Origin of the sequence: Ornithinibacillus halophilus (genome assembly GCF_900129485.1) — a bacterium.
Classification (GTDB): Bacteria; Bacillota; Bacilli; order Bacillales; family Amphibacillaceae; genus Ornithinibacillus; species Ornithinibacillus halophilus.
Window position 1 is genome coordinate 23,906 of sequence record NZ_FQVW01000022.1, and the last position, 24,868, is coordinate 48,773.

Annotated in this window: 25 protein-coding genes; 16 read left to right on the plus strand and 9 right to left on the minus strand. The window is 34.0% G+C overall.

The window, feature by feature from the left end:
* Positions 1–117 precede the first annotated feature (117 nt).
* Entirely contained in the window at positions 118–1,281 is a 1,164-nt protein-coding gene (locus BUB12_RS10085; RefSeq protein ID WP_072890587.1) for an aminotransferase A, read from the plus strand.
* 10 nt (positions 1,282–1,291) lie between these two features.
* On the opposite strand, the gene BUB12_RS10090 is transcribed toward BUB12_RS10085, so the two are convergent.
* A complete protein-coding gene (locus BUB12_RS10090; protein ID WP_072890632.1) occupies positions 1,292–1,459 on the minus strand; it encodes an aspartyl-phosphate phosphatase Spo0E family protein in 168 nt (55 codons plus the stop codon).
* Positions 1,460–1,636: 177 nt separating this feature from the next.
* Between BUB12_RS10090 and lepB the strand changes: the two genes are divergently transcribed.
* The 3 genes from lepB to BUB12_RS10105 all read left to right on the plus strand — a co-directional run bounded on the left by lepB (position 1,637) and on the right by BUB12_RS10105 (position 4,819).
* The gene (lepB, locus tag BUB12_RS10095; RefSeq protein ID WP_072890588.1) at positions 1,637–2,170 is read left to right on the plus strand and encodes a signal peptidase I; all 534 of its coding nucleotides are present in this window, start codon (positions 1,637–1,639) and stop codon (positions 2,168–2,170) included.
* Between the two features lie 304 nt (positions 2,171–2,474).
* Positions 2,475–3,656: a zinc ribbon domain-containing protein gene (locus BUB12_RS10100; protein ID WP_234982650.1), complete on the plus strand. Its 1,182-nt coding sequence runs from the start codon at positions 2,475–2,477 to the stop codon at positions 3,654–3,656.
* A gap of 26 nt (positions 3,657–3,682) precedes the next feature.
* Positions 3,683–4,819 (plus strand): S1C family serine protease, encoded by a 1,137-nt coding sequence (locus BUB12_RS10105; protein ID WP_072890591.1) that lies wholly within the window; start codon positions 3,683–3,685, stop codon positions 4,817–4,819.
* Between the two features lie 78 nt (positions 4,820–4,897).
* Here the strand turns inward: BUB12_RS10105 and BUB12_RS10110 are convergent, their stop codons facing one another.
* From BUB12_RS10110 to BUB12_RS10120, 3 genes are all read right to left on the minus strand, one after another.
* On the minus strand, positions 4,898–6,862 hold the full coding sequence (locus tag BUB12_RS10110; RefSeq protein WP_072890593.1) for a GGDEF and EAL domain-containing protein: 1,965 nt from the start codon (positions 6,860–6,862) through the stop codon (positions 4,898–4,900).
* 31 nt (positions 6,863–6,893) lie between these two features.
* On the minus strand, positions 6,894–8,258 hold the full coding sequence (locus tag BUB12_RS10115; RefSeq protein WP_072890594.1) for a TrkH family potassium uptake protein: 1,365 nt from the start codon (positions 8,256–8,258) through the stop codon (positions 6,894–6,896).
* Between the two features lie 358 nt (positions 8,259–8,616).
* Positions 8,617–9,030 carry a YwpF family protein gene (locus BUB12_RS10120; protein WP_072890596.1) on the minus strand — a complete coding sequence of 138 codons (414 nt, stop codon included), beginning with the start codon at positions 9,028–9,030 and terminating at the stop codon, positions 8,617–8,619.
* 367 nt (positions 9,031–9,397) lie between these two features.
* Here BUB12_RS10120 and BUB12_RS10125 point away from each other — a divergent pair, with 367 nt between their 5' ends.
* From BUB12_RS10125 to BUB12_RS10180, 12 genes are all read left to right on the plus strand, one after another.
* Positions 9,398–10,138, plus strand: a complete 741-nt coding sequence (locus BUB12_RS10125; protein ID WP_072890597.1) for a hypothetical protein — start codon at positions 9,398–9,400, stop codon at positions 10,136–10,138.
* A 12-nt stretch (positions 10,139–10,150) separates the two neighbouring features.
* A complete protein-coding gene (gene nfsA / locus BUB12_RS10130) occupies positions 10,151–10,894 on the plus strand; it encodes an oxygen-insensitive NADPH nitroreductase (protein ID WP_072890599.1) in 744 nt (247 codons plus the stop codon).
* Positions 10,895–11,021: 127 nt separating this feature from the next.
* Positions 11,022–11,228, plus strand: coding sequence for a DUF1657 domain-containing protein (locus BUB12_RS10135; RefSeq protein WP_072890600.1), 207 nt, complete (start codon positions 11,022–11,024; stop codon positions 11,226–11,228).
* Positions 11,229–11,304: 76 nt separating this feature from the next.
* Positions 11,305–11,769, plus strand: coding sequence for a YhcN/YlaJ family sporulation lipoprotein (locus BUB12_RS10140; RefSeq protein WP_159431566.1), 465 nt, complete (start codon positions 11,305–11,307; stop codon positions 11,767–11,769).
* A 19-nt stretch (positions 11,770–11,788) separates the two neighbouring features.
* Positions 11,789–12,268: a stage V sporulation protein AC gene (spoVAC, locus tag BUB12_RS10145; RefSeq protein ID WP_072890604.1), complete on the plus strand. Its 480-nt coding sequence runs from the start codon at positions 11,789–11,791 to the stop codon at positions 12,266–12,268.
* Positions 12,269–13,285, plus strand: a complete 1,017-nt coding sequence (spoVAD, locus tag BUB12_RS10150; RefSeq protein WP_072890606.1) for a stage V sporulation protein AD — start codon at positions 12,269–12,271, stop codon at positions 13,283–13,285. It begins immediately after the preceding gene.
* On the plus strand, positions 13,282–13,632 hold the full coding sequence (gene spoVAE / locus BUB12_RS10155; RefSeq protein ID WP_072890614.1) for a stage V sporulation protein AE: 351 nt from the start codon (positions 13,282–13,284) through the stop codon (positions 13,630–13,632). The genes spoVAD and spoVAE overlap by 4 nt, the downstream gene beginning before the upstream one ends.
* Positions 13,633–13,647: 15 nt before the next feature.
* The gene (locus BUB12_RS10160) at positions 13,648–13,851 is read left to right on the plus strand and encodes a DUF1657 domain-containing protein (protein ID WP_072890616.1); all 204 of its coding nucleotides are present in this window, start codon (positions 13,648–13,650) and stop codon (positions 13,849–13,851) included.
* Positions 13,852–13,865: 14 nt separating this feature from the next.
* A complete protein-coding gene (locus BUB12_RS10165; protein WP_072890617.1) occupies positions 13,866–14,723 on the plus strand; it encodes a DUF421 domain-containing protein in 858 nt (285 codons plus the stop codon).
* 96 nt (positions 14,724–14,819) lie between these two features.
* Entirely contained in the window at positions 14,820–16,337 is a 1,518-nt protein-coding gene (locus BUB12_RS10170; RefSeq protein ID WP_234982652.1) for a spore germination protein, read from the plus strand.
* Positions 16,338–16,350: 13 nt separating this feature from the next.
* Positions 16,351–17,451, plus strand: coding sequence for a GerAB/ArcD/ProY family transporter (locus BUB12_RS10175; RefSeq protein WP_072890619.1), 1,101 nt, complete (start codon positions 16,351–16,353; stop codon positions 17,449–17,451).
* On the plus strand, positions 17,432–18,685 hold the full coding sequence (locus tag BUB12_RS10180; RefSeq protein ID WP_072890620.1) for a Ger(x)C family spore germination protein: 1,254 nt from the start codon (positions 17,432–17,434) through the stop codon (positions 18,683–18,685). Before BUB12_RS10175 ends, BUB12_RS10180 begins: the two co-directional genes overlap by 20 nt.
* 202 nt (positions 18,686–18,887) lie before the next feature.
* Here BUB12_RS10180 and BUB12_RS10185 read toward each other — a convergent pair whose 3' ends face one another.
* From BUB12_RS10185 to BUB12_RS10205, 5 genes are all read right to left on the minus strand, one after another.
* Positions 18,888–19,871, minus strand: a complete 984-nt coding sequence (locus BUB12_RS10185; protein ID WP_072890622.1) for a quinone oxidoreductase family protein — start codon at positions 19,869–19,871, stop codon at positions 18,888–18,890.
* Positions 19,868–20,812, minus strand: a complete 945-nt coding sequence (locus BUB12_RS10190; RefSeq protein ID WP_072890623.1) for an ArsA family ATPase — start codon at positions 20,810–20,812, stop codon at positions 19,868–19,870. The genes BUB12_RS10185 and BUB12_RS10190 overlap by 4 nt, the downstream gene beginning before the upstream one ends.
* A gap of 51 nt (positions 20,813–20,863) precedes the next feature.
* Positions 20,864–21,121, minus strand: coding sequence for a cory-CC-star protein (locus BUB12_RS10195; RefSeq protein ID WP_072890625.1), 258 nt, complete (start codon positions 21,119–21,121; stop codon positions 20,864–20,866).
* Positions 21,122–21,182: 61 nt separating this feature from the next.
* Entirely contained in the window at positions 21,183–22,937 is a 1,755-nt protein-coding gene (locus BUB12_RS10200; protein WP_072890627.1) for a carbon starvation CstA family protein, read from the minus strand.
* 240 nt (positions 22,938–23,177) lie between these two features.
* Entirely contained in the window at positions 23,178–24,557 is a 1,380-nt protein-coding gene (locus tag BUB12_RS10205; protein ID WP_234982653.1) for a Glu/Leu/Phe/Val family dehydrogenase, read from the minus strand.
* Positions 24,558–24,868 lie beyond the last annotated feature (311 nt).

Genomic DNA, 24,868 nt, shown 5'->3' on the forward strand with positions numbered 1-24,868 from the left:
TAAATATATGTCCATATTACAGGAGGGTGTTTTTATATCCCTCCTGTTTTTTTACGCACTTTGATACTAATGTATGGTATGATATTGAACGTAGAATACATAGGTGGAGGGTTTAATTTGGAGAATTATTTAAATAGGCAAGTGAAGTCTATCGAGATTTCTGGTATAAGAAAATTCTTTAATATGGTTCAACATGAAAAAGACGTCATTTCCCTAACAATTGGGCAACCAGACTTTCATACACCAGAACATATAAAACATGCTACTACTCGAGCACTTGAAAATAATAAAACTACATATACAAACAATGCAGGAATTATTGAGTTAAGAAATGCCATATCTGATTTTTATGAGACTAAATATGGAATAAGTTATGATCCAAAAAATGAAATCATTGTTACAACTGGTGCATCACAAGCAATCGATATTACATTTAGAACGATACTAAATCCAGGTGATGAGGTACTATTACCAGGGCCAATTTATCCAGGATATGAACCCTTAATTACGTTAGCAAACGCCAAGCCAATTTATGTAGATACAACGAAAACAAATCTTAAACTAACGAAAGAAACTTTGAAAAACAACATAACCGATAAAACAAAATGTGTAGTGCTCCCCTACCCTTCCAATCCAACAGGAGCATCCTATTCGTACTCAGAATTAAAAGATTTGATTTCCGTTTTAAAAGATCGAGATATATTTATCCTTGCCGATGAAATATATAGCGAGTTAATCTATGATCAAACACACCATTCCATTGCAGCATTTTCAGAAGTTCACGACAAAACAATTGTTATAAATGGATTATCAAAATCTCACTCAATGACAGGATTTCGAATTGGTTACGTATTGGCACCACAGTGGCTTTCCAAACATATTATTAAAGTTCACCAGTATAATGTATCTTGCGCTTCGTCTATTAGCCAGTATGCAGCTCTCGAAGCTTTAACAACTGGAATCCATGATCCAGAAGAAATGCGTAATGTATATCATCAAAGAAGGGAATATGTTTATAGCAGATTAATTAAGATGGGTTTAGAAGTTAATAAACCAGAAGGAGCATTTTATTTCTTTCCTAAGTTCCCAGTCAAGGATATGTCATCCTTTGACCTAGGTTTAACCTTAGTTAAGAAGGGAAAGGTTGCTTTAGTACCGGGAAGTAGTTTTTCACACTTGGGTGAAGGATATATGCGACTATCTTATGCTTACAGCCTTGAAGCTTTAGAAGAAGGATTAAACCGGCTGGAAACATTTCTACTAAATGAAAAATTATATTAGCATACCCATATTACTTATGGATTTTAGAAATTTCATTATTATAGATGTTTAACAAACGGTCTAATTCCTGACTTAAGGCTATCGATTCTAAACTAGTTATCCCTTTAGAAAGAGCAACTTCAGACATCTGCTTTCGTACATTTTCTATCTCTTGAAGTAGTTTTTCAGTTTCATTCATAGGATTCACAAAGGTTGCCTCCTTAGCTTATTGATATAACTTTATCATAGGTTTGTATATTTATTCAATCAAGAAAAAGATTATTATGTTAAAAGTTTGTCTTCTTATTATTACTCATAAAAACTGGTATAATAATAGTAAAAGAACATGTACTAAACGTTCAACATATAAGAGAGGATGTCTCTAGTGCCAGAGAAAAAAGATAAAAAAGAATGGCTAGAATGGCTAAAAGCTATTGCAATCGCAGTAATATTGGCATTCTTATTACGTACTTTTGTTTTTGCAACCTCCATCGTAGAAGGTGATAGTATGGATCCAACTTTACAACATGGAGAACGAGTTATATTTAATAAAATAGTATACATAATAGGAGAGCCTTCTCGTGGTGATATTGTCATTATTCAGCGTCCGACGAAAAACTACGTAAAACGTGTTATTGGACTACCAGGGGAAACAGTTGAGGTAAGAAATCACATACTGTATATTAATGGTGAACCGTACGAACAGCGCTTTTTAACAGTTGATTCAAAAAATTACACAGGAAACTTTGGTCCTATTGAGATACCAGATGGTAAATATTTTGTCATGGGAGATCACCGAGCCATTAGTAAGGATAGTAGAAATGGATTAGGTTTTATTACAGAGGACGAAATTATTGGAAGATCAGAATTTATCATTTTTCCTTTTTCAGAGATTTCAAGGACAAAATGAAAAAAATAGGAGTCTGCCCCAATGGGACAGGCTCTTTTCTATTTACTTTTCATGATCGAAAAGACAGTAACCTATATTAAGTGCTAAAATCCCAAAACAAAGAATACCAAATAAAGTCATCATGAGCGTGCACCCCCCTTTTCCTTTCTATGTATACAGTAAGAGCTCTATATTGCCAAACCTGTATGTCATTTTAGATTTCCCAACATTATCATAACAAGATTACAACCCTAAATAAAGAGAAATATGATAAAATGGATAAAGATTATTTCCTATTGTTAAAAAAAGTTACTAGTTTCGTCATATGACTAGAAAGGTGATAGCCATGCTTTATTGTCCTCAATGTGGTAACAACGTAAAAGAAGATGAATTATTTTGTGTATCTTGTGGTAACAAATTACCTGAAGATAAAAATCAACGATATCCAGCAAAAAAATCATTAAATAAATTTTGGTATCTTCCAATTGCAACATTTATAGTATTAACAGTTGCATCGAGTTTATTTTATTTATTTCTTCAACATCAATCCACACAAGCAAAAGAGCTGTATGAACAAGGTGAACAAAAACTAATAAACGAAGAAATTGATCAAGCAGAAGCTTTATTTCAAAAAGCATTAAAACAAAAGCAAAACTTTTCCCAAGCCCATATAGGATTAGCTTTTATTGATCGTGCTAAAGAAATACAAATTGCAATCAAACAAGCAGAGTCTAATCTGGAACAAGGAAAGTTCCAAGAAGCTTTATCATTAATAACAAATGCAGAAAATAAATTAACGAATTACAATGGATCAGTTGTAAACAACTTAGTCGATGAACTGATATCTTTACAAAACCAAGTAAAGATATCCCAATTACTATTTAATTTAGAACAAAATCCAAGTATATCAGAATTAAAATCATTGCTTTGGGAAGCCGACTCAATCAATGAAGTAGAAGCTGAAGAAATAACAGAAAATATACGAGGGCAAATAATTGAATTTGCATATTCTCAAGCCAGTGAACAACTTTCTAATAACCATTTCAATGATGCTCAGGCCATTGTACAAGATGGATTAAAATACGCACCAAGTTCTGATAAACTATTAAGCTTACAAACTACAATCGAGAAAGAAAAAGTGTCTTTTGAAATCACTCAACAACAACGTATAGAACAAGCATTAAACACAGCTGAAGAAGAAAGAGAATTTAATGAAAATGACGCAATTGAATTGATTGATATTCATATGGAGGAAGATGATCAAGGTAATTTAGTGATTAAAGGGGAAGTCAAAAGTATTGCAACGGTCCCCCTTCAATCTGTACTTATTGATTATTCATTAATAAAAAATGAAGAATCGGAGCTTCTTTCAAATGAGGTCTACGTATACCCAGACACATTGTATCCAGAAGAGATTGGAAAGTTTGAATTTACACATTATGATGCTCCAGAAATAAAAGATGCAGAATTAATCGTAAACAAAATGACTTGGTACACAAGTTACTAAATATAGGAATATAACGGAGTGACAAAATGAAGAAGAAACGAAACCTCCCGATTATAATTACAATACTAATAAGTGTCATTGGATTTATTTTTATCGGGTATTTATATTGGTCTTGGCATATGGAAGACCTTGCTATTAACAAACCAGAACTTCAGCAAGTTAATGAAGAGAAACAAACATTGACACTTAAAAATATTATTCATGAAAACGAAAAGTTCGTGGTTCAAATAGAAGCACAAAGTGAGTACAATACATCTACAGGCTCTGGGTTTTTGTATAATCAAAAAGGTGATATTATAACGAATGCACATGTTATACGTGATTCTGAGATTATAACGGTTCGTACGGCTAACGCTCGAATTTATCCTGCTGCAGTAATAGGAATTGATAAGAAAACAGATATTGCGGTGATTCGTGTACCGCAATTAGCAGGTGAAAAAGGACTAGAAATGGAACGAGAAAAACCATCTGAAATTGGGGATGAAGTTATTGCTCTTGGTAGCCCACATGGCTTCCAAAACACGGTTACACTTGGTATCATATCAGGAACTGAGAGGAATTTTTCTGTAGAAGGATATGACTATGAAAATGCGTACCAAATTTCAGCCCAAATCACACATGGTAACAGTGGTGGACCATTACTAAATCGGGAATCTGGAAAAGTAATTGGGATAAATTCTGTTGGTACTGAAGACGGTACTCTTGGTTTTAGTATTCCAATAGCAGACGTATTGGATCAAGTAGAAAAGTGGTCGAATGAGGCTAGAAATGATTTATTGGACTTTACTAGCATGGACGATTTGGTTAATACGATTAATCCTGATCAGTTCATGCAAGACAGTGCATATTTAATTGAATACTTCTTCGATAGTATTCTTATCAGAGATTATGTAGGTGCCTATGCTTTACTAGGAGATTCCATACAGACCACAACTACGTATTCCGACTTTAGAAAAGGTTATATACAAATAATTAATTTAGATTATACAATTCTATCTGAAGAGGTTACTGAAGATAATAATTTAATAACAACAGTTGAAGTGACAATTGATACTAAATTACCAAACGAAGAAGAAACAAAGAAAGTTGAATTAATCTATACTTTAACGGTTGCTTATGAAAACGAGCAATTAAAAATAATTGAAATGGATATACAAGAGTGATTCAATCAGTGACACCTTATAAAGAATCGAGCTATAATTCATATTAACGAATTATAGCTCGATTTGATTTAGTTATATTTACACTTCTATAAAGAAGTTATTTAGTTTTTCTGGTGGTAAGGGCTTGCTAAAATAAAACCCTTGCATTTCATCACATTCCACACCCGCTAAAAACAATAGTTGATCTACTGTTTCTACCCCTTCGGCAATTACTTTCATATCCAAAGAATGCGACATATGAATGATTGACTTTACAATTGCTTTATTTTCCTTTTGAGCATCATTCAAAAACATTTTGTCTATTTTTAATTTAGTAACTGGGAATATACTTAAGTATTTAAATGATGAATATCCTGTCCCAAAATCATCAATAGAAACAAATACCCCTAAATCTCTTAGATCATGTAATGTTTTTAATATATCTTCCTCATTAGACATTGCCATGCTTTCTGTAATCTCAAGATCTAAGTAATGTGGTTCTAAACCAGTTTTATTCAGAACCTGTTTCACTTTGTCTACAAGATTACGCTGGTGGAATTGCTTTGCGGACAAATTAACACTAACAGTAACCGGTTCATATCCTGCATCCTGCCATTCCTTATTCTGCCTACAAGCCTCGTACAACACCCAATCGCCGATTTCGATAATTAGACCCGTCTTTTCCGCTAAAGGAATAAAATCTCCTGGTGAAATATACCCTTTTTCTGGATGGTTCCATCGAATCAGGGCCTCTAAACCAACTACTTTACCTGAACTCAAATTCTTTTGTGGTTGATAATGTAACTCGAACTGCTTTTCCTTTAAGGCTTTTCTTAACTCTGTTTCCATTGTCAACATCATTTTAAAATTCTCTGAAATTGATGATTCAAATAAATTGTAATTATTTCGATGTTTTTCTTTAATAACATACATTGCAGAATCTGCATGTTTAATTAAATCATTAGCTGTTTCCCCATTTTCAGGGTAAAGACTAATTCCGATACTTACCGAGGTGAAAATCTCATATTCACCAATCTTTATCGGGCTTTCGAATTCTTTAATTAACTGCTCTGCTAATAATACAGCAGTGTCCTTTGATGTTATATTACGCTGTAGTATTAGGAATTCGTCTCCACTCATTCTTGCTATAAATGTATCTGTTTCTAAAAAGGCTTTTAATTTATTTCCAAAAGCTTTTAATAATTTATCACCAAAAGAATAACCTAGTGTATCATTAATCTCTTTAAAATAATCTAAGTCTACAAAGAAAACTGCTAGTCCTTCATTGTTAAATTTAGACTCTCGGATTGCCTCTTTTAAAACTTTATGGAAAAAATTCCGATTCGGCAAATCGGTTAATTCATCATAAAATGCCATATATTCAATACGATTTTCATTTTCAACACGTTCAGTTATATTTTTAACACTTGCAATTCGTATAATTTTCCCATGGCTAGTATAAGGATACTCTATCAAATCAATATAAATCTTCTTGCCATCTTTTCGAATTCCTGTTAATTCAAATTGGTTTCCATTTTGTAGGTGGCTCTCTTCAGTTTTCGTGCTATTTTTATTCTTAAGATTTATAATATCACTTATTGGCTTCCCTTGTAATTCCTCTGGAGTATAACCAAACATATCAGCAAATACAGAATCACAGTCTAAGATATTTTTTTCTCCATACATTAATACGCCTTCGGTACTAGGTGCTGCTACTTCATTTAAGAACTGTTTTATCTCATCCGTTTGTTCTTGAAGGGACAACTGATTAAATATTATGCAGTAGTAATAGTTATCCAATAGGACAGATCTAACTTCTAGCAGTTTTCCACTTTGATTAAACTGTTCCATGACTATATGTGTCTCATCCGATTGCTTTATCAATTCGAAGTCAATAAAGCTTGAAATAGACAAGGACTCGGTGGTTTGATTTTGTAATTGTAGAATCTGAAAAGCTGCCTTGTTTCCACTAAGTATAGTACCGTTCGGGTCGAGAATAAGAATGGGCTCTTTTAGTAATGAAATAATTTGATTGTGTATGGGTAAATTAACCTTTTTATACATAGACTAGTTCTCCTATTCCTTTGTCTGTGAATTAACCAATAATGATTCGTTCTTTTGGATAGTGATAGTTGCCACTTCTCTTAGTCTTTTTAAACATAAACAAGAATGTAATAATCCCCACTCTACCAATAAACATTAAGAACATTAAAATGACCTTACTCACAGTCGTTAGTTCACTGGTAATTCCTAGTGAAAGACCTACCGTACCAAATGCAGATGTTACTTCAAAGAGTATTTGTGTAATTGTATATGGCTCTATACTGGATATAATGAGAACGGATGCAAATACAGTTAGAATGGCCATTAGCATTACTGTTACTGCTTTTAGTAAATCCTCTTCATAAACTTCTCTTCTAAAAATTCGTATACTATGCCCACCTCTTGCATACGTAATAATAAAAATTACTACTAATGCAAATGTGGTCGTTCGAATTCCCCCACCAGCACTACTAGGAGAAGCACCAATAAACATTAAAAAGGACATAAATAAGTGATTCTGTTCTGTTAATAAACTAACATCCATCGTGGACAGTCCACCACTTCTTGTGGTAACGGACTGAAACAAAGAATAAAATAAAATCTCATGCCATGATTTATCAGCGAAGAAATTCTTGCTGTCAAATAAATAGATAAAGATTGATCCTATAACGATTAAAATTAAAAAGGTACTAGTGGTTACCTTTGTAAATAGGCTAAAGCGAATGGTTCTTCGTTTATCGTATTTAGAAAATAGAAAATTCTTAACTTCAATTAGAACTGGAAATCCAATTGCGCCAAATATAATAAGTAAAATATTAATAAATTGTACGAAATAATCATTGCGAAAAGGCATTAAGGATTCGCCTGTAATGTCAAACCCACCGTTAGTAATTGCACTTATCGTACCAAAAAAACCGTGTAAATAAGCTTCTTTAACTGTAGGATAATATTGCAAAAAATATGTACCTAAAGTGATAAATCCTACAAATTCTATAATTACCAACACAATAATGATTTGTTTGATTAACCGAACCATACCTTCAAAATTAGTCATATTTTGATCCGTCATAATTAAACGACGCTCTTTAAGTCCTATTTTCTTACCGATTAATATCCATATAAATGTTCCAATTGCCATAACTCCAACTGCACCAAGTTGCAATATAGCTGCAATAATAATAAACCCAACAACACTAAATGAGTCCACAATAGTAATAGGTGTTAAACCTGTCACACTTAATGCGCTTACTGCAACAAATAAGACATCGATTAATGGTAGATTAATACCATCTTTGTGAGCAATTGGCATTGATAATAATAAAGTTGAAACAATAACAGCTAGCATATAAAAAAATAAAATCATTCGTACTGGCGATAAATGATTAAACCAGCGATTAAATGACTTAGTAAAATCCATGCGTTTCTCCTTACTAGTCAAAATACTTCATGTATCGACTAAGTTATTTTTATTATATCAGTTATATGTAAAAATTTCCTCTGTTTTCGACAACTTTATGTGCTTCGTTTTATAATTAGTCTAAAAGATGCAAAAATTATACATAATGTTATATGAATTTGTAAACCCTTTTACCTATATTATTTATATGATACCTATCATTTAAGAAGGAATCCTTCTAAGAATATAAATCCATAAATCCAAATCATCTATTAATCAAATTGTCATCATTTTAACAAATCATCGTTAAAACACAATTCCGATTACAAGCAGCCTATTGAATAGAAAGAATGAAAGCTAACCATTACAAGGTCAACTTTCATTCAATCTTATCTTTAAATTTATCAATTAATTCTTCGCCTTGGTATCCTTCTTGAACTAAATCCGTTAACAAGCCTTCAATCTTACTTTTACGTTGATCTACAATTTGACCAGATAACAGAACATTCATATTGGATTCAATCTTATTAATCCCAATTATGGAGGAAATAAATGTAGCAGGTTCATTACTTTCTTTTGTAATCCTTACCTCTACCATTATTTCATCTCTAGTACCTTTTAGTTGTTCGAAAAAGTCGAAATAACTTTGTTCTATGTATGCTTCAATTGTCCATCTGTTTTTTTCATCTTCCCGATTAATTATTAAGCCATCAATTAATTGAATAGGATGTTTAACGATATCACCATTTTTATTTACCAATATTTGAAATTCCTTAAGCTTGAATGTTTTCATAGTTGCCCCCTTTCCTAATACATAACAGTCACTAACTATTAATTACAAGTTTACCAAAAAAGAATATAATTGTAATCATTAATTAAATGAATTTGGGCAATCTAGTTACTAACAATATCCCTATAAGGAGTTGCGAAACATGATATCGGTTTTCATAACAGTTGGAGTTATACTGTCCTTAATCATATATTTAATTCTACGAATACGGAAAAAAGAGCAAGAAGAAAATACGGTATTAAAGTAAATTATTTCTCCTTGATATCTACTGAGAAAATACACATCACACCATTGTGATGTTTTTTTATTTAACAGAAATTAAAGAAAGCGTTATAATAATTATTAATTATGAAAATATGGGAGTGGCTTTATGTACAAAAAGTGGTTTAGCCTTTTTTGCTTACTCTTTCTCCTTTCTGCATGTATAAATGACGAACCAGCTATTATTAGAAAAGAAACGACACCACCTAACCCAAATAATGATCCAGAACTAATTGAAGAGGTTAATGAAGAAAAAGTGGATGAATTTATTGAATTTGCTCTGGAAGAAGAAATTGTAAGAATAAACTTGAACTTAGTACCAATCTTACAACAATATTTGACAGCTGCAAATCACCGTGAAGAAATGGTTGAAGCTATGCAATTACAAAATATCCATCAGGAAGATGAAAATAGTATTTACTTGCTTGAATTTTCTTGCAATACTAACAGAAGTAAATGTTCTTATTTATTATTAGACCAATCCAAAGATAATTCTGGCCATTTGCTTACCGATTTAGCCGAACTCAAAAATGTACAGTTATCACCTGATGAAACGAAATTGTTCTTTCATTTTAACCGATTAACATTAGATTCTCCTCTTCCAGTATCGAAGGTTGTCACAATTGATTTAGGTACATGGGAAAGATTACCATTAAACACTACAAATGATAATCGTATGGTGAACAACTACAAGTGGCCAATTATCTCTGCAGAATGGCTAGATAATGAGACATTAAGTTTTTACATTCCAGACGTGTTACATGCAGACATAGAACATTTAAATGATTGGCTAAACACAGCAAACTCACAAACAACGAACATCATACTAACAACTAATAAAACAAACTAAAGGAGTTTTACTTTGAATAACACCACCATCGAAACCTTACAAAATCATCGCTCTATTCGTAAATTTAAAAAGAAACAACTTTCAAATAATCAAATAGAAGAAATTATTAGATCAGCACAACAAGCATCCACTTCAAGCTATGTGATGGCTTATTCCATTATAGGAATTACGAAGCCTAAAATAAAAGAAGAGCTTTCATTAGTATCTGGTCAGTCTTATGTAAAAGAAAACGGACATTTTTTAGTATTTTGTGCAGATTTACATCGTGTATACAGTCAAGCATCTATTCAAGATCAAGAAAAAATGATTGCAAGCCTAGAGAGTACGGAACAATTTATAGTAGCAACAGTTGATGCGAGTCTAGCAGCACAAAATGCTGTTATAGCAGCAGAATCAATGGGATTAGGTGCTTGTTATATTGGAAGCTTAAGAAATAACATTAATAAAGTAAATGATTTATTAGAACTTCCGGATTATGTAATTCCACTGTTTGGTTTAGCTCTAGGTTATCCTGATGAAGAACCAGAGTTAAAGCCAAGATTACCAATGGAAATCATCTACCATGAAAACCAATATAACACCAATCAAAATGGTAAAGTTGCTGAGTTTGATGAAAAGTTAAAAGATTATTACCAAAGTCGTTCAACAAACAAAAGATATGATACGTGGACCAATCAGATGATAAGAAAATATTCCCATCCTGTACGACTAGATGTTGGTCCCTTCGTCAAGAATAAAAACATGAATAGAAGCTAAAAATATAGGTGCTCCATATGGGGGCACCTTTTTTCGTTGTATGTTCAAGTAACTAATTAATTGCGAATAAAATTGCACAAAAATTGAAAGATAATAAGAACCCTATCATAAAGGAGGGGAAAATACCATGACTGTATCTAGTCAGGTAAAGCAAACAATTGCTGGTCTAAAAAGTGCACAAGCAAGTTTTGAGCAGTTTGCATTACAAACTGAAAATAAGCAAGCAAAAAAATTATACGAAAATGCAGCACAACAAACTCAAAGTATCTTGAATTCAGTTGAACCACGTGTTCAGCAAATAGAACAAGAAGAACCACAATATAAAGGATTTTAGTATATATAACTAGTTAGCAGGGGCGAACATGTTTTCTTTCTCCCCTGCTAACTGACAGGAATAGGTGAAGAACATGTTGTACATTAGAATAACGATTTCATTTTTACTTGTTATTGGCTTACTAACTAGCTGTGGTACCGAAATGAATAATTCATCTGGCAGAAATTCTCAGGATATTCAACTAACCAAAATTTCAACTAAGGGTAATATCCATGATCAAACTGCAGCAAATCGGGCAAAAGAAATTCTAAGTAAGAATGATTCAGTTACCGCTGTTCAGGCAGTAAATACTTCTAACAAAATGTTAATCACAATTGAAATCCCACATCATGAACGATTCCTATTAGAGAAAAAAAGAAAAGAACTTCAAAAAAAGATGGAAAAAGAATTTCCTGATTATAAGGTAGAACTATCCACTGATAAGAAAATCATCTTGGAATTAGAAGACTTAGAAAAGAAATTACGTGAAGATAATATTTCAAATAAGAAATTAGAAAAAGAACTTAAGCACATCATTAAACTATCGAAAGACCAAGCATAAAAGAAAGAGTGAAGAGTTTATGGCAGATAAGAAAAAGAAAAACTTACCTCCTATTGCACAGAAGTATCAATCCTTTCAAGATAAAAGAGAAGTAAAACGTCCAGTTGTGAAGAACTGTATAAAAGCATTTTTTGTAGGTGGGTTTATTTGCTTTATCGGCCAACTTATAACTACTTTTTATATACATTTCTTCCACTTTACCGAACAAACAGCTGGAAACCCTACTGTTGCTACATTAATTTTTATTACGATGCTATTAACTGGTTTTGGTGTTTATGATCGATTCGGTCAATTTGCTGGTGCAGGCACAGCTGTTCCTGTTACTGGATTTGGTAATGCAGTAATATCTGCCTGTATTGAACATCGTACAGAAGGATTTGTACTTGGTGTCGGTGGAAATATGTTCAAACTAGCTGGTTCTGTTGTGTTATTTGGTGTTTTTTCTGCATTCGTTGTCGCACTTATTAAAACTCTTTTATCAAATTGGGGTGTCATATAAATGTTACTTGGGCATCGAACTTGGAAATTTGAGAATAACCCAGTAATTATCTCAAAAGGGACAGTAGGCGGACCTTTTGAAGCGAACGGAAATATACCGAAAGATATTGATATTCTTCACGAAGATATGTGGTTAAATCAAGATTCATTTGAAAAAGCACAACAAACCATGATGGAAGAAGCATGTCAATTTGCATTAAAAAATAGTCCTATTGAAAAAGAACAAGTCTCCTATTTCATAAGTGGAGACTTAATTAATCAAATTACACCTACTAGCTTTACAGCAAAAACAATAGGTGTTCCATATTTCGGGTTATTTAGTGCATGTGCAACTGCAATGGAAAGTCTCGCATTAAGTGCCTTCCTCATAAATGGGAATGGAGCCAATTACATCCTAAGTGGAGCATCCAGTCATAATGCTGCAACAGAAAAACAGTTTCGCTATCCTACTGAATATGGTGGTCAAAAGCCACCGACTGCTCAGTGGACCGTAACCGGAGCTGGCTGTGCATTAGTTGCAAAAGAAGGCAATGGACCGATTATCACTTCGGCTACTATTGGCAAAATAGTTGATATGGGTATGTCCGATCCTTTTAATATGGGAGGAGCAATGGCACCAGCTGCCGTTGACACGATAACCGCTCATTTAAAAGAACGTAACGTAGATCCTTCTTATTATGATTTAATTATAACCGGTGACCTTGGGCATATCGGTCGCGAAGTATCCTTAGATATGCTACAAAAGAACGGGATTCCAATTGAGGAAGAGAAATATGTTGACTGTGGACTAACTATCTATCGAGAAGATCAGCCTGTTTTAGCAGGTGCAAGTGGTGCAGCATGCTCTGCTGTTGTTACCTATGGACATTTTTTAAATCGGATGATTAAAGGTGAATTAAACAGGATATTGGTTGTTGCAACAGGAGCGTTACATTCCCCACTAAGTGTCAATCAAAAGAATCCGATTCCATGTATTGCACATGCCGTATCTATTGAGTCAGGGAGTGATTCTTTATGATTTTTTTCTGGGCCTTTGTTGTCGGCGGTATAATTTGTGTGATCGGACAAATCATGTTTGATGTTTTTAAATTATCTCCTGGTCATACGTTAAGTATTTTAGTTGTTGCCGGAGCAATTTTAGATGGATTAGGCTGGTATGACCCTCTTATTGATTTTGCAGGAGCCGGAGCTACCGTTCCTATTACAAACTTTGGAAATTCACTAGTTCATGGTGCCATGCAAGAAGCGGATAAACATGGAATTATCGGCGTAATTACAGGTATGTTTGAAGTTACAAGTTCAGGGATTTCTGCTGCAATAATTTTTGGCTTTATCGGTGCATTATTGTTTAAACCTAAAGGGTAACATAGGAGGGGTAAGATGACTGTTGGCTCCCAAGTTAAATCATGCTATGCCAGTATTAAAGGAATTGAAGCAACTCTATCTACTTTAGCATCCCAAACAAATGAGAAAGAAGCACGTGAAGTATTTAGAAACGCAGAAACAATTATTGCTGAAATCAAGGAAGATATGGAGAAGCAAGTTATTTGGCTTTCTCAAGAAGAACCACAATACAAACAATAGAAAGGATATAAAACATGCAAGATTGGGTACAAATATTGATACGATCTGTTACCTTATTAGTAGTATTATTTTTTTTCACTAAATGGTTAGGTTCGAAACAATTATCACAATTAAATATATTTGAATACATTACAGGTGTTGTACTAGGTGGTGTAGTAGCGATTCATATTAGTACCCTGGATAGTCCAATCTATTATGCGCTAATTGCAATGTTTGTATGGTTTTTAATTCCTTATTCGGTTGAATTAATCTCTTTAAAAAGTAAAACCTTTCGAAACTTCATGCAAGGAAAAAGTACCGTTGTCATTCAAAATGGAAAAATTATGGAAGATAACTTAAAAAAAGAACATTACTCTACAGACGACCTTTTAGAAAGTTTACGTAAAAAGGATATTTTTAAAGTTGCAGATGTGGAATTTGCTTTGCTAGAACCAACTGGAGAGCTTTCTGTCTTACCTAAAAAAGAAAATCAACCACTTACTGCAAAGGACGTTGGTTTAAAAGTCGCACCTGAAAGAGAACCACAAACCGTAATTATGGATGGTAAGGTGCTACTTGAACCATTGGCAAACCTATCATTAAACACAAATTGGCTAGAAACAGAATTAGAAAAGCTCAATGTTAGTATTGAAAATGTCTTTCTTGGCCAAGTTGATACTCACGGACAATTAACGGTCGATTTATATGATGACAAAATAGCAGTACCTACTCCATCTCAAAAACCACTATTACTAGCAACAATGAAAAAATGCCAAGCTGATCTAGAAATGTTCGCCCTTGCAACTGAAAACGAAAAAGTAAAACAAATGTATGAAAAGAATAGCCAAAACCTCCAAAAAGCAATAGAAAACGTACAACCCTATTTAAAGTAATCCTACCCATAACAATGTGGGTAGGATTTTTACATAATAGGATCGTAATTCGTTAAAACTAAATAATGTAGAAAAGTCTAAACTGGAGCTGATATCTTGTTAAAACAATTCCTACAAAAAACATTAAAGAAGATACCAACTGTTCCAGAAGAATCTTCAACTGAGGAAATAGATAAAAAGCAATCAAATTTAAATGCTAGTCTGAAGAAGAATCTTGATCTGTTTAAAGAAATCTATCAGTATCCATTAAACACTGATATACAATTTAGAGAATTTTTATTAGGCAATCGAAAAGCCTTACTCATATTTATAGATACGATTACAAAAACGGATATTGTTGAAGATCATATTTTAACCCCATTATTAGCTAGTGAAGATACAAATAAAAAGATTGAAGACTCTATTCCTGTAAAATCCATCATAACGAAAACAGTTGTAAAGGATATTCTAATTGAAATTAGTAAAGGATACATTGCCCTATTTATTGATGGGGAGGAAAAAGCGTATTTATTTAGTGCACCTAACTTTGAAGGTAGAAATATTGAGAAATCTGAAAATGAAACAGTTGTTAAAGGCCCTAAAGAAGCATTTAATGAGCTGTCCTCAACAAACATCTCAATGATTCGAAAGAAAATAAAGAGTGAAAGCCTTGTTGTGGAGTCCTCAGTTATTTCTCAACGTTCAAATAATGACGTTTACATACTCTATCTTAGCGATGTGGTTAATGACAAGATGCTTTCTAATGTTCGAGAACGTCTAAAAAAAATAGAGGTAGATACTGTACAAACCCTTGGTCTTTTAGAACAACGTATTGAAGAGAGACCAAAATCGATTTTCCCAACAATATTATTTACGGAAAGACCAGACCGTGCAGCTTCTTATATTGAAGATGGTTATATTGTATTGTTGATGGATAATTCTCCTGCATCCCTAGTACTTCCAGCAACTTTTTGGTCATTTTATCATTCTAGTGAAGACCATTACTTACGTTTTCCATACGGTAATTTCACTAGGATGTTGCGTTTATTGGCATTATTTATGACGCTTTTTATTTCTGCAGCTTATGTTGCAATTGTTACCTATCATGCAGAAATGATTCCACCAGACTTATTATTAGCAATTGCTGCTACAAGGGAAAAAGTACCCTTCCCTGCTGCTGTTGAAGTATTAATGATGGAACTTGCTTTCGAGTTAATTCGAGAAGCAGGACTGAGAGTCCCAAGCCCAATCGGTCCAACTATTGGAATTGTTGGGGCCTTAATACTTGGTCAGGCTGCTGTTCAAGCTAATATTGTTAGCCCAATAGTTGTCATCGTCGTAGCTTTAGGTGGCTTAAGTTCATTTGCAATTGGGGATTTAAGTATGAATTTTGCAGTAAGAATGAGTCGCTTTTTATTGTTACTAGCAGCTAGTTTTTTTGGAATTTATGGTATTGCAGCGTTGTTTACGGTTGGTATCTTTTATTTAGTGTCGATAAAATCATTTGGTGTACCTTACTTATCACCATTAACACCAAAGTATGTATCTTCTAAAGACACAATTTTTAGGAGACTGTTGCAAAATGAATTTTTTAGGCCTGGATATGTTAAACCAAAGGATATAAAGAAGCAATAAGGAGCATACAACATTGCAACAATCACAAGAAAAAATTGGTATACGAGAATATATTGCGATAATTACAATAATGATAGCAACCAAAGTAACTGATGACACTCCCATTCTTTTCTTTGATACTCTTGACACGGCAGGGTGGATTGCTCCTTTTTTTAATGCACTAATTGTAGTAATCCCTCTAATTTTCTTAATGAAAGTTGTTACAAGATATAACAAAGGGTTAATTGAAATAATAGATGGTTTATTTGGAAAATATTTAGGCTTTTTACTGTTATTTATTATATGGTTTATAAGTATAAGCGCTTTGATTATAGATACTGCCATCTACACTGACATTATTGGTACAATGTATTTCATTAGAACACCAACTATCATTATATATGGTTTGATTATGGCGGTTTGTGCTTATGGTGCCAAACGTGGGTTTGCACAAATAGGCTCAGCAGCTTGGGTAGTATATCCATATTTACAAGTATCATTATTGTTTGTATTTATATTAACTTTAAGTGATTCTAATCTATCTTTTATTCATCCTATCTTTGGGCCTGGTCCAATAGAAATTGTCAAAGAAAGCACATTTACGTTATCCATATACGCAGACTTTCTTTATTTATTTCTTATAGTCCCATTTATTAAAGACATCCATGTTTTTAAGAAAGGAACTTGGGCTGGTTTTATTATCGTTATTATAAACGTAGGTATTGCATTTTTACTTTTTCTGCTTTTATTTGATTATCAATCATTAAAAATGGTGAATTATCCATTTCATGAAGTCATTCGTTACATCGATACCGGATTCTTAACGAATATGGAGTCCTTCTTTCTTCCATTTTGGGCCATTGCCTCCTTTATAAGATTTACAGTCTATATATGGATCAACGCGCTTCTATTTGGACATCTATTTAAAATTAAGCAATTCGAATACGTAATCCCATCGATAGCTACTTTAATTGTTTTTATAGGTATACTGCCAGAAAGTCCAACTTATGCAATCTTTGAACTAAGGAAGACTCTATTTCAATTTACTACACCTATCTTTTTCTTTCTACCTATACTCATATGGATTGTTGCAAAATTAAAAGGAGATTTTAGTAATGATGACAACAATAACTAAATCAATATCTCTATTTGCAATGTTAGTATTCCTCAGTGGTTGTTGGGATCAAGTAGAATTAGAAGGTAGAGCTTATGTTGTTGGACTGGGGATGGATAAAATTGATGATGAAACTAATCAAATAAGGATAACATTTCTAATCTCAAACCCTGAATTTGGTTCATTAGCTGAAGGAGGAGGTGGTGATGAACCTCCTCAAGAGATTATCTCATTTGTAGCCAATGATATGGAATCTGCAAAAGATGTAGCAAATATGGTCGTAGCTAAACAAGTTACTTATGATTTATTAAGAGTGCTATTCATTTCAGAAGAGTTTGCAAAGGATCCCGAATTCATAAGATGGATGTATGACTTGACTAAATCAAAAGAGATTCGAAGAGATATTCGTTTAGTTGTTTCCAAAGAAAAAGCAAGTACATTTATTCAAAATATTAATCCATTGTTAGAATCTCGCCCACATGAATATTTCGAAAAAATATTTGAACGTTTAAATGCTACAGGTATTGCCCCAACATCTGATTTGTTAAAATTTTTTCGAATTACAGAATCAGATGCTGATTTATTCTTATCTATCTACGGAACTTCTTTACAAAAAAATAATTCTGGTTCAGTTCAAAACCCCCTGAATATTACTGCCGGAGAGTTTCAATATGAAGGTATGACAAGTCCTATTCAATTTGCAGGGGCAGCTGTCTTTAAAGAAGGAAAAATGATAGGAACTATCACCACTCGAGAAACTAGATTAGCTTATTTATTAAACCCTACTTTACCAATTAAAGATATTCTTACTGCGTATCCTGATCCATTTTCAGAAGACCACAAACTGGCAATTCGAGTTGAAAAACAAGGGAAAGTTAAAACAAAAATGGATTTGAAAAAGGAAGTGCCCTCAATTGATGTCAGTCTACCTTTAGCTGTAGAGGTCTTATCAAATCATAGTATGGTGGACTATCCAAAAGAAGCTGAAAAAAGAGAACAATTGAAAAAACATCTTGATGATGAAATTACGAAGGTATTTGAGGATTTCATAAAAAAAACTCAAGAAGAATATGGTACGGAACCATTTGGTTGGTCCTTAGAAGCTAGAAAACATTTCCGTACACTACCAGAGTTTGAAAAATTCGATTGGATGAAAACATATCCCAATATGGACATTAATGTAGATATTTCCATTAGATTTTCAAACTTTGGTAGACAAGGTGAAGTACCAAAACTAGAGGAACTGAGGGATTAAATTGCGATTAATAATATGGTCCGTAATGATTATTATGTTTTTCTATACATTGGGATTTTCCATAACATTATGGAAGGACAAGAGTAAACTTGGATCCTTTGTTGTATTACTGCTGGCAGTAGCAATCGTAGTTGTCCCCTTCATTTCCGCATTACGTTAGAAAAAATAGATACAGGGAAGCTCTTTATTGAGCTTCCCTGTATTATTTGTCCATTACTATCGATACTTTCCCAAAGTTATTATGATCCTCTAGGTAATTAAAAGCTTCTAGTGTTTGATCAAGAGAATATGTGCGATCTACAACAGGCCTGATTTTTTGATATTCCATTAGCTCAATTAATGCAAGTAATTCTTCTCTAGATCCCATTGTCGAACCGAACAACTGATATTGCCCATAGAAAAAGGCACGTAAATTAAACTCAATCGTATCTTCGGTTGTTGCACCAAACGTAACAATTCTTCCACCTTTTTTCAATACATTTAATGAACGATTAAAAGTAGCTCTTCCTACACTATCGATGACAAGGTCAATAGTTTCTCCTTCCAACTCTTCTAACCAATCACTATTTGTATCGATTGCTTGATCTGCACCAATGGCTAATGCTTGTTTACGTTTTTCAACACTTCTAGATGTAACAATTACTTTAGCACCTCTACTTTTTGCGAATAAAATTAAGAAAGTTGCAACACCACTCCCTGCTCCTGGGATAAATACGGTGTCATGTTCTGTTAACTGTCCTTTTGTGAATAATGCACGATATCCAGTTAATCCTGATAAAGAAAGGACACCTGATTCTTCCCAAGTAAGGTAACTTGGCTTTTTTTCAACCTGTTCAGCTGATATTGCAATTTTCTCTGCAAAAGTTCCATGGTCCGGCATTCCTAAAATATCGAAACCTTCTGGAGGAGCATCACTATTTTTATTCCAACGTAATGCCGGATTAATGATAACTTCCTCTCCTACTTTTACATTAGTTACATCATCACCTATTGCTTCAATAACTCCAGCACCATCTGACCCTAATATGAGTGCTTCTTTTTCTGGTCCTCTTCGATTAGGTATGTACAAATCTCTTCGATTTAATCCTGCCGTTCTTAATTTAACAACAACCTCACCTTTATCTGCAGTGGGGTCAGGCATTTCCTTTATTTTTAATTCTCCAAATTCATGTACAAATGCTTTCAACTTTGTTTCATCCCCTCTTTTATGTGTTGACTGAAATGGTCCAACTCTTCTTTGCTCGTTATATCGTGTGGGTACAATGGAACAGTAATTAATTCTTGTTTACGAAAAGTTTCTTTTATCAGCTTTACATATTTATCTTCATGTCTTTTTCGTTGTATAAAAAATTCACCATCTGTTTTTTCAGGCAACACTTTATTTACTATTAATGTTTTCACATGTAGATGGTACTTATCAAGTAATTCGATTGCCTTTTTCGTTTCCAGAATCGGTAGACGTTCAGGATTTAAGACAAAAATAAAGCCAGTAACTTTCGGATTAAGTAAAACTTCTCTAGCTTTAGAAAAACGTTCTTGTCGTTCCCTTAACACATCATAGATAGGGTCCTCAATAGGCTCTCCATCATTTAATAATTGTGTATAATTTTCATTGGTTTTCTTTCTTCGTTGAAGTAACCCTTCTATCCAAACTCCCATCAATTCTGGTAAAGACAGCAATCGGATGGTATGGCCAGTCGGTGCTGTATCAAATATTAATCGTTCATATTGATGGCTTTCTTCTATTATAATGGAGATTAGTTTATCAAATAATGCTGCTTCATCGGCTCCCGGTGAAGCTTTAGCAGTGTCAAGTTGTCTATGTACTTCTTCCATCATATGAGAATGAACGACACCTTTTATATTTTCCTTCACACTTTTTATGTAGTTAGAGGTTTCTACCTCAGGGTCAATTTCTAAGGCAGATAGATTTTCTGCTACTTGCTTTACTTTCCCACCTATTTTCTGATCAAATATATCTCCTAGGTTGTGAGCAGGGTCTGTTGAGATTAATAGTGTCTTGTGACCTGATTGGGCTGATTTCCATGCAAGTGCAGCAGCGGAAGTAGATTTTCCTACTCCACCTTTTCCGCCGACAAACAGAATCTTTTTATCTAGCTCTTCCATAACCTTGCACCTCAAATCTTTATAGGTTTTTAGACCTTTTAGTTTTTGTTCTTAACAACATCTGATCCCTGTTAGTGGGGATTTTTCCATGCCCATTCGTAAATGCCAATCGTGAAATTTTTCGATCATGTATGGATATAGTTCTAATGTGTAGTAATATACAGGGTTTGGTATCCCTATCATTTCAGAATATAAAAGTAATAGAAATAAGTCTTCCTCATTTCGTAGTTCACGTGCTATTTCCTGCCTGTGAGGCATACTTAATACTTCTTCATAATACTCAATGAGTTTTTTTACTTTATCTAGCATAAGAAACACCTCTTTCATAGTAGAAAGGGACCATGAAAATGATCCCTTTCCATCAAACTATTTAACCCACATCTTTTTTATCTTCATCAACTGGTGGCGTTATTCTACCACTTAATGCTTGGAATGCTGTTAATACTATCCAAACTGCAAACACAAAGATAATTGCACCTAAAACAAACAGTAACATATTTGAATCTGAACCAAACCATGACCATTGGAATACGACTTGTTGGAACATCGCCCAAAGAGTCATAAACATCAGGAAGATCATCGGTATGAGTGTGACTGCATAGTTCCTACCTTGTCGCTTAAGCCAAATAGAGATTAGTAGTAAACTAATACCAGCTAACAACTGGTTTGACGTTCCAAATAGTGGCCATAATAAATATCCACCAGCACCAAAACCTCTTCCACCACCTTCAGGAAGTACAACCAAAATTGCACTTGATACTACTGCAATTGATGTAGCAACATGTGTTTTAGTTAAAGTAGGAACTTTATACTCAACACCAAGTTCAGCAATAATGTATCGCATTAGACGAACAGAAGTGTCTAGTGTCGTTGCAGCAAAGCTTACAACAATTACGGAAACAATCGTTGCTGCAATATCAGATGGAATGGCTAAGCCTTGTGCAAGAACTGCTGCCCCCTCTACAAAGTTTCCAAGCCCTGAAGCACTAGCTTCTCCAAAACTACTATAGACTGCAGAAAAAGCATCCGTACCTGAGAATAAGGTAACTACAGCAATAATTGAAATTAATGCAAGAATCCCTTCACCAACTGCTCCACCATATCCAACAAATCTAGCATCGGTTTCCTTATCTAATTGTTTCGATGAAGTCCCTGATGAAACTAATCCATGGAACCCAGATATTGCTCCACAGGCAATTGTTATAAATAATAATGGGAACCATGAAACATCAGTAGCATTACTGTTAAATGCAGGTGCAGCTACTTCAGGATTTGTGAATACTAATCCTAAGTATAAAATAAGCAAACCGACTACCAATTGATGGGAATTAATAAAATCCCTCGGTTGTAATAGCTTCCACACTGGTAATGTCGATGCTATATAAACATAGATCATTAAAATGACTATCCATATTAAGAATGCAGAGTTTCTTGCTCCCAATCCAAATAAGCCATCTGCATCAGCTCCACCCATATAAGCAACTAAGTCAATTTGCAAGAAATCCACTCTACTTGCTATTACTGCAGTCACATACATGACTACTAATGCAGCCAAGGAAGGAAGTAACATCTTCTTACTTCGCTTATAAACGGCATACCCTATCCAAATCGCTAAAGGAATTTGAATGAAGACCGGAATAACACTAGATGGGTAACTTACGAACAGGTTAGAGATAACCCAAGCAAACACAGCATTAACCATTAATACCAAAATCAGTATGATAAATAAAAATAAAATTTTTGCACGCTGACCAACTAATTTGTGAGCTAGTGTTCCAACTGATTGTCCCTTATTTCTTACAGACAATACTAAAGTACCGAAATCATGAACACCTGCAGCAAACACCGTACCTAGTACTACCCATAGTACAGCAGGTAACCATCCCCAATAAACGGCGATTGCGGGCCCAAGAATTGGTGCAGCCCCGGCTACAGAAGTAAAATGATGCCCCCATAAGACAAATTTGTTGGTAGGCACATAGTCTACTCCATCTTTATAACGATGTGCTGGAGTAACATAGTTTGGATCTAAACGAAATATTTTTTGAGCAACATATTTCGAATAGAACCGGAATCCAAGTGCATAAACTACTAAACCAATAAGTGCTAATAAAATTCCATTCAACCTTTTCTACCTCCTTATTTTTTTTGGATTTACCATCAAAACAAGAGTGATTCTAGGTGAAAATAAATGGATGAATCCTAGTTAAACGCTATGTGTAAGCGCTTAAAAATAGTACAACTTTATTTTAATCTATTGTTCTTAAAATGTAAATATTTAAACTATTTAAAATTAATATATATTTTCACCAAACAAAAAACATCCCGGAGTCTACTTATACTCCAGGATGTTTACATTTACATTCTAATACAGTTTTCCCTGACGATACAGTATGGTTGAAAGTTTCATGACAGCGTGTATATAACAGTTTTCTCGTAATGGAAATGGATCGCCAAAGAATTGAGGATAGACTGTATCAAAGGTTTTTTTCATTTTATTATAAAGCTTTTCAAATATTACTTCCTCACTATAAAACTGTGTTTCTTTTCCTTGTAGCCATTCAAAATAGGATACTATTACACCACCTGCGTTTGCTAGTATGTCTGGTACAATAATTATTCCTTTATCACTTAAATATTCATCAGCATCATTTGTTACAGGTGCATTGGCACCTTCCACAATGATTTGAGCTTTTACATCTTCCATATTATTACTATTGATTTGATTTTCTAATGCAGCTAAAAATAGAACACCCACATCTAAAGTTAAAACGTCATTTCGATCTTTAATGATCGCCTTTACTTCTGCTTCTTCAAGCTGTTCGTCAGTTATTGGTAAATCTCCTCGATTTCCCTTAGTAAACTTAATTAGATTAGGAATATCCAAGCCGTCAGAATTATATAAAGTCACATTACGATCACTAACTGCCACAATTTTATTATTTAAATGATTACATTGGTATGCTGCTAGCGCTGCCACAGAACCAACATTTCCGAAACCTTGAATTGCTAACGTTAAAGATTTATCTTTTAAAGACAAGGCTGTTTTAGCAAAAATATTGTCTCTCTCCGACAACCATTGTTCTTGTTTTTTTACAAAATCATACAATAGGTAGCGAAAAGTGTAGTAAACTCCTTTACCAGTTGCTTCTCTTCTTCCTAACGATCCACCGTTCTCTACACTTTTCCCCGTGAAACTACCACGATATGTTTCACCTGGTCGTATGGTTTTATATTCTCCCATCATCCAATCCATTTCTCTTGCACCCGTTCCAACATCAGGTGCAGGTATATCTTTGTCAGGACCAAGAATATCACTAAAATACTGAACATATTTTTTACAGATAACATAGAGATCCTTTTCACTGAATTCCCTAGGGTTAATTACTACGCCACCTTTTCCACCACCGAAAGGTACTTCGTGCAATGCATTTTTTAATGTCATCAGTGCTGCTAAGTTTACCACTTCATCTTCATTTACAGATTCATGGAAACGAATCCCACCTTTATATGGTCCAAGGACATTATTATGCTGCACTCGAAAAGATGGAACCCTGATCACCTTACCATTTTCAAGCACCACTCTTAAAAATGATTTATTTACATGGTTGGGGGTGGAAAGAATGGAGACCAAAGAAGAAAACGCTCTTTCTCTAGTCTCTCCCTTTAACTCAGGTAAAAATTCCTTATCGTCCATCAAAGCATTTAGTGAATCATTTACTATATCTACCGTACTATTTGTCACACCATAACCTCCAATTTATTCATACTTTGGTTATGATTGTATCAAAGTTCTGACAAATTACAATGAAAAGGTTACATAAGAAAAGCGCAGAGCGCCCGCTTTGCGACGTACGGACTGGACTGCGGCGAAGGAGATAAAGGAAACATGCCCCTTCATAGGGGTATGTCGACGTTGGACGCAAAGTCCGGTTATAGTCGACCTTCCTTTTTATCGGAGTCGATGTTGACTTATCGTACGGAGGCGAAGGAAGTCTCGCTAGTCGCAGGCGCTCGGAGCTAGACATCTCTGAAATTTTATACATTCTTATCTTT